The sequence below is a fragment of the Vicinamibacterales bacterium genome (assembly GCA_035699745.1).
In the GTDB taxonomy this organism is placed as follows: domain Bacteria; phylum Acidobacteriota; class Vicinamibacteria; order Vicinamibacterales; family 2-12-FULL-66-21; genus JAICSD01.
Window position 1 is genome coordinate 24,176 of sequence record DASSPH010000016.1, and the last position, 13,389, is coordinate 37,564.

Genomic DNA, 13,389 nt, shown 5'->3' on the forward strand with positions numbered 1-13,389 from the left:
GATCCTCGAACCTCGAGCCCGACCATGAACATCACCGAATGGCTCAACTTGATCTTCCGCTGGATCCACGTCGTCGCCGCGATTCTGTGGGTCGGCTCGACCTTCTACTTCACCTGGCTCGACGGCCGGATGCGGCGGCTCGAGGCGGGGCAGGAGCGATCCGGCGTCTGGATGGTGCACAGCGGCGGGTTCTACACCGTCGTCAAGCAGACGTCGCTGGGTGTCGCGCCGGATCAGGTGCACTGGTTCCGCTGGGAGGCGATGGTCACGTTCCTCAGCGGCTTCGCGCTGATGACCGTCGTCTACTATCACGGCGGGCTGATGGTCGATCCGATCGAGCCGGCGGTGTCGCCGGTGGTGGCCTCGGCGATCGGCGTCGGCACGCTGTTCTTCGGCTGGCCGGTGTATGACCTGCTGGCGCGTTCGCCGCTGGCGAAGCACACCGCGGTGTTCGGGGCGATCGGATTGGCCGTCATCGTCGCGATCGCCGCCGGGCTGTCGGCGGTGCTCAGCACGCGCGCGACCTACATCCACATCGGGGGGTTGTTCGGGGTCATCATGGTGAACAACGTGTGGATGCGCATCCTGCCGCCGCAGCGGCGGATGATCGCCGCCGGCGTCCGCGGCGAGCCGTTCGATCCGGCGGCCGCGGCCGGGGCGAAGCGCCGTTCGATGCACAACACGTTTCTCGCGATCCCGACCGTGCTGGTGATGATCAGCAACCACTATCCGACGGCGACGTATGGGAATCGCTACGCGATTCCGATTCTCGCCGCGCTGATCCTCGTCGGCTGGGCCGCCGCGGCCTGGCTGCGCCGCTGAAATGGGGACAGCCCCCTTTTTCCGCGCAATTTTCCTGGCATATTTGCGGGGTTTTGAAAAAGGGGGCTGTCCCCGTTTCAGCGGCGGCCGCGGACGATGGTCACGAAGGAGCCGGAGCGCAGTTCGTCCAGCGTCAGGCCGGTGAGCCCGCCGATCTCGTCCTCACCCACCGCGCCGCAGTTCAGCGCGCGCAGGAAGAAGTTCAGCAGCCCCTGCCCGGTCGCCGCATCGTCGAACACGTCGCCGACGAGCGTGGCCTGCGCCGCCCTGGCGATGAAGTTGCGCAGCCGCTCCGAGGCGGCGTCGAGGCCCTCGACGAAGAAGGCGTAGACCGTCGCGTAGCGCGAGACCAGCTGCGCCGGATGCAGATCCCAGCCCTGATAGAACCCGTTGGTCAGCGAGTGCCGGATGTCGTCGTGATGCCGCCGCCACGCGCGATGGATGGCGTCCCGATCCTTGCCGACCGGCAGCACATTCGTCGCCCCGTCCGACAGCCAGACGCCGGTGCCGGCGAGCGCGACCTGCATGACGCCGCGCGCGAAGTCGCACACCGGATGGCGCATGTGCTGGTGCGCCGCGGTGATGCCGAGCGACGCGGTGTAGTCGTAGGTGCCGAAGTGCGCCGCCGTCACGCGGCCGTCCCCTTCGCCGATCAGGGACGGGAGGCTCACGGCGCCCCGGTCGTCGACGATCGAGAACGGCGTCTCGACCATCAGCTCCATGCGCAGCGCGCGCTCGGACAGCCCGTGCCGCTGCTCGAACGCGGCGAACGCCGACGCGAGGCGCGCCACCTGACCGCGCGCGGTGATCTTCGGCAGCGTCACGACGAAATTCGGCGGGAGGGCGCCGCCCGATTCGGCGAGCAGCCGCTCGAGGAACAGGTGCGCCGTCCTCAGCGCCCGCTCGCGCAGCTCGTCGCCGAGATTCTTGATCCGGATGCCGATGAACGGCGGCGAGGTGCCGCGCGTCACCGCCGCGGCGACTTCGCAGGCCGCCGACCGGGCGTGGCCGTCTTCCTCCGAATCGGGCCGGTTGCCGTAGCCGTCCTCGAAGTCGAGACGGAAATCCTCGACCGGCTCGCGCTGCAGCTTCTCGCGGACCCGGACATGGACCCGTTCGGCCGCCGACGGCGCAATGCCGAGAGCGCGCGCGAGCGCCGCTGCGTCAGGCGCATGCTCGTCCAGCGCGCGCAGCGCCGTCGCGCCCAGCCGCGAGGCCGTGTCCGCCTTGAACAGATGCGCGCCGCCATACACCGTGTGAATCGGCTGCCGCCGATGGGCTGAGTGGTCCACCGTATCAACGTACACCAGCAAGCCCGGCCTTTAGGCCGGCGTGACGGTAGAATCACCATCGTGGAGCCTCCCCAGATCGGCCGCCCCGTCCGCCGCAAGGAAGGGCGCGCGAAAGTCACCGGCGAGGCCGTCTACGTCGACGACCTGTCGCCGGCCGGCGTGCTGCACGGCGTCACCGTCCGCAGCCCGGCCGCTCGCGGCCGCATCGCCGGCCTCCGCTTCGATCCGCGCGTGCCCTGGGACGAGTTCGTCGTCGTGACCGCGGCAGACATCCCCGGCCGCAACCGCGTGACGCTGATCACCGACGATCAGCCGTATCTCGCGTCCGACGCCGTCAATCATCCGGAAGAGCCGATCGCGCTCATCGCGCATCCCGACCGCGCCCGCGCCGACGACGCGCGACGTCACGTCACCGTCGAGATCGAGCCGCTCCCGGCGGTGTTGACGATCGACGACGCCCTCGCCGCGCGCGAGGTCATCTGGGGCACCGACAACGTGTTCAAGCGCTACGCCGTCGTCAAAGGGGACGTCGACGCGGCGTTCGCATCCGGCGCGCTCATCGTCGAGGGGGAGTACGAAACCGGATCGCAGGAGCAGCTCTACATCGAGCCGAACGGGATGCTGGCGATCGCCGATCGCGGCCGCGTCACCGTCTGGGGATCGATGCAGTGTCCGTACTACATCCACCACGCGCTCGCGGCGCTGTTCGGGCTGCCCGAAAACCGCATCCGCGTGGTGCAGATGGAGACCGGGGGCGGGTTCGGCGGCAAGGAAGAGTATCCGTCCATGATCGCCGGGCATGCGGCGCTGCTCGCCTGGAAGTCCGGACGGCCGGTCAAGATGATCTACGGCCGCAGCGAAGACATGGCGGCGACGACGAAGCGGCATCCGTCGAGGACGAGACACCGCACCGCCGTGTCGCCCGACGGAACGCTCCTCGCCATGGACATCGACTTCACGATCGACGGCGGCGCGTATTGCACGCTGTCGCCGGTCGTGCTGTCGCGCGGCACGATCCACGCCGCCGGCCCGTACGCCTGTCCCAACGTGCGCGTCCAGGGACGCGCCGTCGCCACCAACGTGCCGCCGCACGGCGCGTTCCGCGGCTTCGGCGCGCCGCAGAGCCTGTTCGCGCTCGAGCGCCACATGGATCGCGTCGCCGCCGCCGCCGGCCTGTCGCCCGACGAGTTCCGCCGCCGCAACTTCATCCGCAGCGGCGATACCCTCGCCGTCGGTCAGACGATCGCGGAGCCGGTGAACCTGTCCGGCCTGCTCGATCGGGCGATGGCGGTGTCCGGCTACCGCAAGAAGCGCGAGCGGTTCGCGCGCGAGAACGACGGCCGCACCGTCAAGAAGGGGATCGGCCTCGCGAGCTTCATGCACGGCGCCGGCTTCACCGGCTCCGGTGAAGTGCACCTGCAGTCGGCCGCGTCGGTCGAAGCGACGCACGAAGGAGGAATCCGCGTGCTGGCGGCCAGCACCGAGATCGGGCAGGGAACGAACACGATCTTCTCCCAGATCGCCGCCGAGGCGCTGGGCATCGACTGCGACGACGTCGAGGTCGTGCAGCCTGACACCTCCGTCGTTCCCGACAGCGGCCCCACCGTCGCGTCCCGCACCTGCATGGTCGTCGGCAAGCTGGTGGAATCGGCCGCCACCGCGCTGAAGCATTCGCTGGTGGATGCCGGGCTGCTGCCGGCGACCTACACGCGCGCCGAGTTCCACGCCGCCTGCCGCCGCTACGTCGCCGCGTTCGGCAACCTCCGCCACACCAGCCACTACAAGCCGCCCGCGGGACTCAGGTGGGACGACGAGCGGTACCTCGGTGACGCGTACGGCACGTACGGCTGGGCGGTGTACGTCGCCGAGGTGTCCGTGGACATGACGACCTGGGAGACGCGCGTCGACGACTTCGTCGCCGTGCAGGAAGTCGGACGCGTCATCAATCCGACGCTGGCCGCGGGGCAGATCGAAGGCGGCGTGGCGCAGGGCATCGGCTGGGCCCTCTACGAGGACGTCGTGTGGCGCGACGGCCGGATGGCGAATGCGCAGATGACGAACTACATCATCCCGACGTCGCTCGACCTGCCGGAGATCCGCGTCTACTTCGACGAGGTGCCGTACCGGCACGGCCCCGGCGGCGCCAAGGGGATCGGCGAGCTGCCGATGGACGGTCCGGCGCCGGCGATCTTCAACGCCGTGGCGCATGCGACGGGCGTCGACGTGCGGCGGCTGCCGCTGACGCCGGAGCGTCTCATGATGGCGGCGGAACCGGCGGACGCGCGCGTATGACCTCGCGCCTCAGATGCACCATCAACGGGACGCCGTACGACCTCCAGGCGCACCCGATGACCCGGCTGCTCGACGTGATCCGCGGGCTCGGGCTCACCGGCACGAAGGAAGGCTGCGGCGAAGGGGAGTGCGGCGCCTGCGGCGTGCTGCTCGACGGCATGCTGGTGAACAGCTGTCTGACGCCGGCCGCGCATGCGGCCGGCGCGTCGATCACCACGATCGAAGGGCTCGCCTCCGGCGACACGCTGCACGAAGTGCAGGAGGCGTTTCTCGAGCACGGCGGCGCGCAGTGCGGCATCTGCACGCCCGGCATGGTGCTGGCCGCGCACGAACTGCTGTCGCGCAACCCCGAGCCGACCGAGGACGAGATCCATGCCGCGCTGGCCGGAAACCTGTGCCGGTGCACCGGCTACCTGCGCATCTTCGAGGCGGTGCTCGAAGCGTCACGCCGGCAATGATCCCGCGGCTCGAGGACTACGCGCTGACGGTGCCGGCGTCGCTGGGCGAGGCGCTCGACGATCTCGCGCGGCACCCGGACGCGCGTCCGTTCGCCGGCGGCACCGATCTGATGGTCGTGCTCGAAGCAGGCCACCTGCCGCCGGGACGCTACGTCAGTCTGCAGCACTGCCGCGAGCTCCAGGGCATCGCCGACGGATCCAACGGCGGCGTCGCGATCGGCGCGCTCACCACCTACACGCAGATCCGCGACTCCGTCCGGCTCGCCCGCGACTACCCGCTGCTCGGCGCCGCGGCGAGAGAGACCGGCGGGATCGCGACGCAGAACCGCGGCACGATCGGCGGCAACATCGCCAACGCCTCGCCCGCCGCCGATACGCCGCCCGTGCTGCTCGTCTACGACGCGGAGCTGGAGATCGCGTCGGCCTCGGGCTCGCGCCGCGTTCCCTACGCCGGGTTCCACCGCGGCTACAAGCAGATGGACCTCGCACCCGGCGAGCTGATCGCGCGCATCCATCTGCCGCCGCGGATCGGGACGCACGCGGCCTCGGGATTGTTCTCCGGCGCTGGCGAGGGAAGCGTCAGCTACTACCGCAAGGTCGGCACGCGCCGGGCGCAGGCGATCTCCAAGGTCTGTTTCGCCGGCACGATTCGAGTCGAAGCGGGCGCCGTGCAGGAGGTGCGGATCGCCCTCGGCAGCGTCGCGCCGACGGCGATCCGCGCCGTTCGGACCGAAGACGAGCTCCGCGGTCAGCCGCTCGACATGGACGCCGTTGCCGCGGCCGAGCGCACGCTTCTCTCGGAGATCGCGCCGATCGACGACCTGCGATCGACCGCGCGCTACCGCGCGCGCGTCGCCGCGAACCTCCTCCGAGAGTTCCTCGGCCGCGCCGCGGGTCAGGAGCCGGGATAGAAGACGACGCCGATCCCGGCGCGCGTCCCCCAGCCGTGCGCGGTGCCTTCGGTCGAGAACGCCACCGTGTCCGTCTTCAACCGCGAGTAGCTGAATCCGACCTCTCCGAACACGCCGAAGCGCCGGTTGGGCGTGTACTGGGCGCCGAACGATCCGGAGACGCCCCACGCGTTCGCCGTCCGGGTGGTATCCCCGCCGATCGCCGTCTCGACGGAGAAGCTGCTGCGCTGATAGGTGAGGCGGGGACTGAAGTAGGTCCGGACGTTCTCCGCCTCGCCCATGTAGATCAGCGCGCTCACCCCGGTGCCCAGCGTCCACGAGCTCGAATCCCCTGGATCGGTGGACGACCCGCTGAAACTCAGATCCGGACGGATCGCGACGGTGTCGGTCGCGTGCCACAGCACGCCGATCGACGCCGGGAAACCCATGGTGATGCCAACGTCCCCGCGCTCCTGCGCGCTCGCCGCGGCCACCGCGAGTCCGCTGCACAACATCATTGATGGAAGAATCCGGCTGATGCGCATTCGATACGCCTCCTCTGTTGTCTACGACGGATACGCCACGAGCACGGTTTGGCGTTTCGTCACATTTGTGTCGGTATAATCCGAACACCGTTGAGGAGCCTGTCAGTCCCCGTCCTGCTTTGCGCGGCACTCGCCTGCCCCGCGTGCTCCGATTCGGGGCACGCCCGCGCCAGGGAGACCACCCGCCCCACCTACGACAAGGCGACAGGCAGGCTGAAAGAGCTCACCTACGACGCCAACCGGAACGGCACGATCGACACGTGGACGGAGATGGACGGCGCCCGTCCCGTGCGATCGCGGATCGATCGCGACGAAGACGGACGGATCGACCGCTGGGAGTATTACGACGCGTCCGGCGCCCTCGCGAAGGTCGGATTCTCGCGCCGTCAGAGCGGCGCGCCTGACGCGTGGGCCTTCTCAGGGCCGGACGGCGAGGTCGAGCGGGTCGAGAGCTCGTCGACCGGCGACGAGGCGAAGATCGATCGCCGCGAGTTCTACGCGCGCGGCGCCATCACGCGATCCGAGGCGGACACCAACGCCGACGGCCGCGTCGATCAATGGGAAACCTACGAAAGCGGCGTCGTCAAGACGGTCGCGCGCGACGAGAACGCCGACGGCCGCCCCGATCGCCGGCTCACATACGGCGCCGGCGGCGCGCTGGTGTCGATCGAGTCCGACCCCGATCCATCCGGATCGTTCCGCAAGCGGGTCATCGTCCGTTGAGAGGGACATTGTCAGCCAAGATTCTGCACGTCGTCGGAGCACGTCCGAATTTCATGAAGGTCGCGCCCGTGTTCCGGGCGCTCGCGGCACGGGGCGTGCCCCAGAGCGTCGTCCACACCGGCCAGCACTACGACGCGGTGATGTCCGACAACATCCTGCGCGAGCTCGGACAGCCCGAGCCCGACGTCAATCTCGGCGTCGGGTCCGGCACGCACGCGCAGCAGACCGGGCAGGTCATGATCGCCATGGAGGCGCACATGACGGAACATCGTCCGGACGTGCTCCTGGTGTACGGCGACGTCAATTCGACGATGGCGGCCACCCTCGTCGCGGCAAAGCTCGGGGTGCCGGTCGGCCACGTCGAAGCCGGGCTCCGGTCCGGCGATCGATCGATGCCCGAGGAGATCAATCGGCTGGTGACCGACCGGCTGTCGCGGTGGCTGCTGACCCCGTCCTCCGACGGCGACGCGAACCTGATCGCCGAAGGCGTGGATCCGGCGTCGATCCACCGCGTCGGCAACGTGATGATCGACACCTTGATCCGGCTCCTGCCGGTTGCGGACGGCGAGGCGCAGCTCCGGCAGTTCGATCTGCTGCGCGGCAGCGGCGCGCGGCCGTTCGTGCTGGTCACCCTCCATCGCCCTTCCAACGTCGACGACCCGCAGGTGCTCGCGCGGCTGATGGCCGCGCTCGAGAACATCGCGAAGCAGGCGCCGGTGATCTTCCCGGTGCACCCGCGCACGCGCGAGCGGATCGCGCGGTTCTCCATTCCGCACGAACGCACGGTTCTCTCCGAGCCGCTGACCTACCTGCCGTTTCTCGGCCTGCAGCGGCACGCGGCGGTGGTCGTCACCGACTCGGGCGGAATTCAGGAAGAGACCACCTATCTCGGCATTCCCTGTCTGACGATGCGGGCGAACACCGAGCGGCCGATCACGGTCACGGTCGGCACCAATCAACTGCTCGGCAGCGACACGGTGAAGCTGCAGCGCGAAGTGCAGCGCGTGCTCGAGGGGAACGGCAAGCAGGGACGCGTGCCGGAGCTGTGGGACGGCCGCGCCGGCGAGCGGATCGCGGATGTCCTGACGACGATGTGAGCGATGATTAGGGCATGGCCGATCCCATCGATCCCCGGGTAGACATCGGGCACGTCCACCTCAAGGTCGCTGATCTCGACCGCGCGCTGGCGTTCTATTCAGGCGTGCTCGGCTTCGAGCTCACGACACGGATGGGTCAGCAGGCCGCGTTCCTCAGTGCCGGCGGCTATCACCATCACATCGGACTGAATACCTGGGAGAGCCGGAACGGGTCTCCTCCGCCGCCGGGAGCGACCGGCCTGTACCACGTGGCGATCCGCTACCCGGATCGCGCCGCCCTGGCCCAGGCGCTGCGCCGTCTGGTCGACGCGCGCATCCCGCTCGAAGGGGCATCCGATCACGGCGTCAGTGAAGCGCTGTATCTGCGCGATCCCGACGGCAACGGCCTCGAGCTCTATCGCGATCGCCCGCGCTCGGAGTGGCCGCGCGCGGCGGATGGATCGCTGCGCATGACGACGGAGCGGCTCGACGTGGATGCGCTGCTCGCCGAGGCGCAGGGAAGCCATGCCCTGCCGCCGCCGGCGCGAACGCAGCTGGCGGAGCTGCGCACCCGCCTGCTGGCGCTGCACAAGGCGCTGCTGGACGACGCCAAGAGCGCCTACGAGATGGATCGCGGCCGGATCGGATCGACCGGCGCGCTGCTGCAGCTGGTGATCCACGATCCGTGGTTCGCCTGGCTGCATCAGATTTCCGAGCTGATCGTCCGCATCGACGAGATGACGGCGCCGGACGCCAAGGCCACGGCGCAGGAAGCGCGCGCCGCCATCGAGCAGATCGATCGCCTGCTGATTCCGTCCGAGAGCGGCGAACCGTTCGCGCGGCGCTACTTCGAGGCCATCCAGCGGCAGCCCGCCGTCGTGCTGGCGCACGGGGACGTCAAGAAGCTGCTCAAGCAGTTCAACGGCTGAGGTGCGGCGCGACTGAGGCGCTGGCACGCCGAGTGCTAACCTACCGCGGCGGAGGTGCTGATGCGCTGGAGCGCCGGGGATCGCAGCAACATCGAGGATTTGCGGGGCCGCTCGGGTGGACGCGGGATGATCCCGCTCGGCGTCGGCGGCCTCGGCATCGGCGGTTTCATCGTCATCCTGCTGCTCAGCATGTTCACCGGGGTGGACTTCTTTTCCATGCTGGGGGGCGGGGGCTCGTCACCGCCCGACTCCAGCGCGGTGGGCACTTCCGGCGGCGCGCCGGTGAGGACCACGCCGGCCGAGGAGCGGATGGTCGACATGGTGGATGCGATCGCGCGCGACGCGCAGCAGACCTGGACGGAGAAGCTCGGGTCCCGCTATCAACCGACGCGCGTGGTGCTCTTCCGCGACGCGATTCAGTCGGCGTGCGGCTATGCCGGCGCGGCGACCGGACCGTTCTATTGTCCCGGCGATCGCAAGGTCTATCTCGATCTCGGATTCTTCGAGGAGCTGCAGCGGCGGTTCGGCGCCCCGGGTGACTTCGCGCAGGCGTACGTGCTGGCGCACGAGATCGGCCATCACGTCCAGGCGATCACCGGCGCCGAAGGGCAGGTCCGCCAGATGCAGCGTTCCGACCCGGGCAGCGCGAACGCGCTGTCGGTGCGGCTCGAGCTGCAGGCGGACTGCTACGCCGGGGTGTGGGGGCACGACGCGGCGAAGCCGGGGCGCGCCGCCGCCGGGAGCGTCGAGCTGGATCCGGGGGATCTCGAGGAAGCGCTCGGCGCGGCGGCCGCGATCGGGGACGACCGCCTGCAGAAGCTCGGCACCGGGCGCGTGATGCCGGAGAAGTTCACGCACGGATCGTCCGAACAGCGCATGACCTGGTTCAAGCGCGGCTTCGACTCCGGCGACCCGGGAGCCTGCGACACGTTCAGATAGCGGATCGCGGGCGAGGGAGTCCGGGGATGCGCACCTCGGATCAGTTAAGATCGCAGGATTCAGAACGCCAAGCGATTCGATCGGTCGATCGTCGAAGGTCCCATCTCGCGCGCCGTGTGGCGGCTGGCGTGGCCCACGGTGATCCAGAACATGATCGGCGGTCTCCAGGGGATCGTCGATCACGTCATGGTCGGTCACTACGTCGGGTTCACCGGCAACGCCGCGATCGGCGTCGGGTGGCAGATCTTCCTCGTCGTGGTGGTGTTCATCTCGTCGCTGTTCACCGGCATGGGGGTGCTCGTCGCGCGCTTCGCCGGCGCGAACGACCACGACAAGGTGAACCGGGTCGTCTACCAGGCGTTCCTCACCGCCGTGGTGCTCGCGCTCGGCGTGCTCGCGCCCATCGGGTACGTGCTGTCGCCGTCGCTGCTGGAGCTGGTGCACGCGTCGCCCGAGGTCCGCGCCGGGGCGCTGCCCTATCTGCGGACGATGTTCGTGTGCAGCATCGGGCAGCTGCTGTACTTCATGATCGCCGGCGCGCTGCGCGCCGCCGGGGATCCGCGCACCGGGCTGCGCATCGGCATGTGGATCGTCGGGCTGAACGTCGGGCTCAACATGATTCTGATCCGCGGTCTCGGACCGATCCCGGGATTCGGCGCGCAGGGGGCGGCGCTGGGGACGTCGATCGCCTCGGCGGTCGCGTCCGGCTACGCGCTGTGGCTGATGGCGAGCGGCCGCGTGGTGGTCAGCCTGCGGGGCGTGCCGCGCGCGCCCGACTGGCAGATCATCCGGTCGTTGTTCAAGTTCGGGCTCCCGGCCGGGGTGCAGGGGGTGGCGATGAACGTCGCCGGGGTGCTGCTGCTGCGCTTCATGGGGTCGCTCGAGCACAGCGCCGAAGTGCAGGCGGCGTTTGCGGTGTGCTACACCGAGCTGTTCGCGTTCATCACGTGGACGTCGGTCGGATTGATGAGCGCGGCGGCGACGATCGCGGGGCAGAACCTCGGGGCGGGTCACCCGCATCGCAGCGTCGAAGGGGTGCAGGTCGCGGCGCGATTCGGGCTGGCGATCGCCGGAACCATCGGGTTGATCTTCCTGGTCGGCGCCGATCACCTGCTCGCCGCCTTCGGTCTCAGCGATCCGACCGTCGTCCGGATCGGCCGCGAGCTGCTTCGCTACTTGAGCGTCTCCGGACTCTTCATCACCGTCGCGCTGACCTACACCGGCGGCCTGCAGGGGACCGGCGATACGCGGAGCCCGCTGTTCATCACCTTGATCGCGCAGGTCGTCGTGCCGCTGGGGTTGTGCTTCTATCTCCAGGCCACCGGCCAGCTGCAGGCCTCGTGGATCTGGCTGGCCATCCTGCTCGGCCATTTCACCCGCTGCGTGCTCTCCACCGCGCGTTTTCACCAGGGCCGGTGGAAGACCATCGCCGTGGGGGTGTGAGCTGACTGCCATATGAAGCCGGCCCGCTGGTTCATCGGCATCGTCGGGGGCGTCCTCGTCGGCCTGTGGATCGCGCTGACGGCGGTGTCGCGCGCGCCGGTTCTGCAGAAGAAGCTGATCGAGACGTTGAACGATCAGCTCGATGCGCAGGTGGAGCTCGAGAGCTTCACCGTCGACTCGTTCCCGACGCTCCGCATCTATGGCGACAATCTGAGGCTGCGGCTGAAGGATCAGCAGCAGGCGGCGCCGTTCATCGAAATCCGGCACTTCGAGGTCGCCGGCGGCATTCTCGGTCTGCTGCGGAAGCAGCGGCGCTTCACGTTCGTGGAACTGGTCGGCCTGCGGATCACGATCCCGCCGCGCACGCCGGACGACAAGGAGGCCGGCAGCCGGGCGGCCGCAACCGTGGACGAAGGGCCGGTCCTCATCGATCACGTCATCGCGCGTGATGCGCAGCTCGTCATCGTGCCGAGAGATCCGCGCAAGGAGCCGAAGGTCTGGACGATTCATCATCTCGACCTGCAGTCCGTCGGGTTCAACCGGGCGATGCCCTTCCTGGCCACGCTGACCAATCCGATCCCGAAAGGGGACATCGCGACCCAGGGCACGTTCGGGCCGTGGCGGAAGCGCGAGCCGGGACTGACGCCGCTCAGCGGCACCTACAAGTTCGAACGCGCCGATCTGAACACGATCAAAGGCATCGGCGGCACGCTGACGTCCACCGGCGAGTTCGCCGGCTACCTGGAAGAGATCCAGGTGAAGGGCACGACCGACACGCCTGATTTCACGCTCGACGTGGGCGGGGTCCCGGTGCCGCTCGTGACGACGTTCCAGACCGTGGTGGACGGCACCAACGGCAACACGTATCTGAAGCAGGTCGACGCGATGCTCGACAAGACGCCGATTGCCGCCGCCGGCGCGATCGAGTCCCAGCCCGGCGTCAAGGGACGGCACATCAATCTCGACGTCAGGATCGCGGACGGGCGCATCCAGGACGTGTTGCGGCTCGCCGTCAAGGCGAAGACGCCGGTGATGCTCGGACGGCTCGCGATGGAAGCCAGGCTGGTGCTGCCGCCCGGCGAGTCGCCGGTCGCGGACCGCTTGAGCCTCAACGGCCGGTTCGCGCTCGAGAATGCCCACTTCACGGACCGCGACGTGCAGGAGCAGATCAAGATGCTGAGCCGCCGCGCGCAGGGCAAGACGCCGACCGACCCGATCGGCCGCATCGACTCCGACATGCGCGGCCGCTTCACGCTGCGCGACGGCATGATGCGCTTCCATCCGTTCGGCTTCGACGTTCCCGGCGCCGACGTCGAGGTCCGCGGCGTCTACGGGCTGCGCAGCGAGTATCTCGATTTCACCGGCACGCTCAACATGGACGCGCCGATCTCGAAGGCGGCCGGCGGCGGCATCAAGGGATTCTTCCTCAAGCCGTTCGACCCGATCTTCCGCAAGAACGGCAAAGGGGCGGTGATCCCCATCACCATCAAGGGCCCCCGCGAGCAGCCGAAGTTCGGCATGGACTGGGGGAAGGTGTTTAAGTAGGACGCAGTGCGCAGCCGGCTTATCCTGGGAGAACCATGAGCGAACGATATCCGGTCGAGAAGACCGACGAGGAATGGCGGCGAATCCTGACGCCCGAGCAGTACCAGATTCTGCGCGGGCATGCGACGGAGCGGCCGGGGAGCTGTGCGCTGCTCACCGAGAAGCGGGCGGGGACGTTCTCGTGCGCCGGCTGCGGCCAGGAGCTGTTCACCAACGACACCAAGTTCGAGTCGGGGACCGGCTGGCCCAGTTTCGTCGCCCCCAATCCCGGCGCCATCGGCACCACCGTGGATCGCAGCTACGGGATGACGCGCACCGAGGTCCACTGCTCGCAGTGCGGCGGCCATCTCGGCCACGTCTTTCCCGACGGCCCTCCCCCGACGGGCCAGCGGTACTGCATCAACGGTGCGGTGCTGAACTTCACGCCCAGGTAGG

General features: G+C 69.0%; 13 protein-coding genes. 11 read left to right on the forward strand and 2 right to left on the reverse strand.

Going from position 1 to position 13,389, the window contains the following annotated elements:
• The first annotated feature begins 24 nt into the window (after window positions 1-24).
• The gene (locus VFK57_02625) at window positions 25-822 is read left to right on the forward strand and encodes a urate hydroxylase PuuD (protein ID HET7694574.1); all 798 of its coding nucleotides are present in this window, start codon (window positions 25-27) and stop codon (window positions 820-822) included.
• A gap of 77 nt (window positions 823-899) precedes the next feature.
• Here VFK57_02625 and VFK57_02630 read toward each other — a convergent pair whose 3' ends face one another.
• A complete protein-coding gene (locus tag VFK57_02630) occupies window positions 900-2,114 on the reverse strand; it encodes a hypothetical protein (protein ID HET7694575.1) in 1,215 nt (404 codons plus the stop codon).
• 60 nt (window positions 2,115-2,174) lie between these two features.
• Between VFK57_02630 and VFK57_02635 the strand changes: the two genes are divergently transcribed.
• The 3 genes from VFK57_02635 to VFK57_02645 are packed head-to-tail and all read left to right on the forward strand — an operon-like array spanning window position 2,175 to window position 5,775.
• Window positions 2,175-4,406: a xanthine dehydrogenase family protein molybdopterin-binding subunit gene (locus tag VFK57_02635; protein HET7694576.1), complete on the forward strand. Its 2,232-nt coding sequence runs from the start codon at window positions 2,175-2,177 to the stop codon at window positions 4,404-4,406.
• Window positions 4,403-4,864 carry a (2Fe-2S)-binding protein gene (locus VFK57_02640; protein HET7694577.1) on the forward strand — a complete coding sequence of 154 codons (462 nt, stop codon included), beginning with the start codon at window positions 4,403-4,405 and terminating at the stop codon, window positions 4,862-4,864. The genes VFK57_02635 and VFK57_02640 overlap by 4 nt, the downstream gene beginning before the upstream one ends.
• The gene (locus VFK57_02645) at window positions 4,861-5,775 is read left to right on the forward strand and encodes a xanthine dehydrogenase family protein subunit M (protein HET7694578.1); all 915 of its coding nucleotides are present in this window, start codon (window positions 4,861-4,863) and stop codon (window positions 5,773-5,775) included. Before VFK57_02640 ends, VFK57_02645 begins: the two co-directional genes overlap by 4 nt.
• On the opposite strand, the gene VFK57_02650 is transcribed toward VFK57_02645, so the two are convergent.
• Window positions 5,760-6,299 (reverse strand): outer membrane beta-barrel protein, encoded by a 540-nt coding sequence (locus VFK57_02650; GenBank protein ID HET7694579.1) that lies wholly within the window; start codon window positions 6,297-6,299, stop codon window positions 5,760-5,762. The genes VFK57_02645 and VFK57_02650 overlap by 16 nt on opposite strands.
• Before the next feature lie 90 nt (window positions 6,300-6,389).
• On the opposite strand from VFK57_02650, the gene VFK57_02655 reads away from it, so the two are divergent.
• The 7 genes from VFK57_02655 (at window position 6,390) to msrB (ending at window position 13,388) form a co-directional block, all read left to right on the forward strand.
• Window positions 6,390-7,022 carry a hypothetical protein gene (locus tag VFK57_02655; protein HET7694580.1) on the forward strand — a complete coding sequence of 211 codons (633 nt, stop codon included), beginning with the start codon at window positions 6,390-6,392 and terminating at the stop codon, window positions 7,020-7,022.
• A gap of 8 nt (window positions 7,023-7,030) precedes the next feature.
• Entirely contained in the window at window positions 7,031-8,119 is a 1,089-nt protein-coding gene (gene wecB / locus VFK57_02660; protein HET7694581.1) for a UDP-N-acetylglucosamine 2-epimerase (non-hydrolyzing), read from the forward strand.
• Between the two features lie 14 nt (window positions 8,120-8,133).
• A complete protein-coding gene (locus VFK57_02665; GenBank protein HET7694582.1) occupies window positions 8,134-9,027 on the forward strand; it encodes a VOC family protein in 894 nt (297 codons plus the stop codon).
• A 60-nt stretch (window positions 9,028-9,087) separates the two neighbouring features.
• Entirely contained in the window at window positions 9,088-9,966 is an 879-nt protein-coding gene (locus tag VFK57_02670; GenBank protein HET7694583.1) for a neutral zinc metallopeptidase, read from the forward strand.
• 138 nt (window positions 9,967-10,104) lie between these two features.
• Window positions 10,105-11,409, forward strand: coding sequence for an MATE family efflux transporter (locus VFK57_02675; GenBank protein HET7694584.1), 1,305 nt, complete (start codon window positions 10,105-10,107; stop codon window positions 11,407-11,409).
• 12 nt (window positions 11,410-11,421) lie between these two features.
• Window positions 11,422-12,954 (forward strand): AsmA-like C-terminal region-containing protein, encoded by a 1,533-nt coding sequence (locus tag VFK57_02680; GenBank protein HET7694585.1) that lies wholly within the window; start codon window positions 11,422-11,424, stop codon window positions 12,952-12,954.
• Between the two features lie 35 nt (window positions 12,955-12,989).
• Entirely contained in the window at window positions 12,990-13,388 is a 399-nt protein-coding gene (gene msrB, locus VFK57_02685; GenBank protein HET7694586.1) for a peptide-methionine (R)-S-oxide reductase MsrB, read from the forward strand.
• Window position 13,389 lies beyond the last annotated feature (1 nt).

Excerpts from the sequence above, each read along its gene's own strand:
- VFK57_02640 (HET7694577.1), top strand. The coding sequence starts at position 4,403 with ATGACCTCGCGCCTCAGATGCACCATCAACGGGACGCCGTACGACCTC.
- msrB (HET7694586.1), top strand. The coding sequence starts at position 12,990 with ATGAGCGAACGATATCCGGTCGAGAAGACCGACGAGGAATGGCGGCGA.
- VFK57_02645 (HET7694578.1), top strand. The coding sequence starts at position 4,861 with ATGATCCCGCGGCTCGAGGACTACGCGCTGACGGTGCCGGCGTCGCTG.
- VFK57_02680 (HET7694585.1), top strand. The coding sequence starts at position 11,422 with ATGAAGCCGGCCCGCTGGTTCATCGGCATCGTCGGGGGCGTCCTCGTC.
- VFK57_02625 (HET7694574.1), top strand. The coding sequence starts at position 25 with ATGAACATCACCGAATGGCTCAACTTGATCTTCCGCTGGATCCACGTC.
- VFK57_02670 (HET7694583.1), top strand. The coding sequence starts at position 9,088 with ATGCGCTGGAGCGCCGGGGATCGCAGCAACATCGAGGATTTGCGGGGC.
- VFK57_02650 (HET7694579.1), bottom strand. The coding sequence starts at position 6,299 with ATGCGCATCAGCCGGATTCTTCCATCAATGATGTTGTGCAGCGGACTC.
- VFK57_02665 (HET7694582.1), top strand. The coding sequence starts at position 8,134 with ATGGCCGATCCCATCGATCCCCGGGTAGACATCGGGCACGTCCACCTC.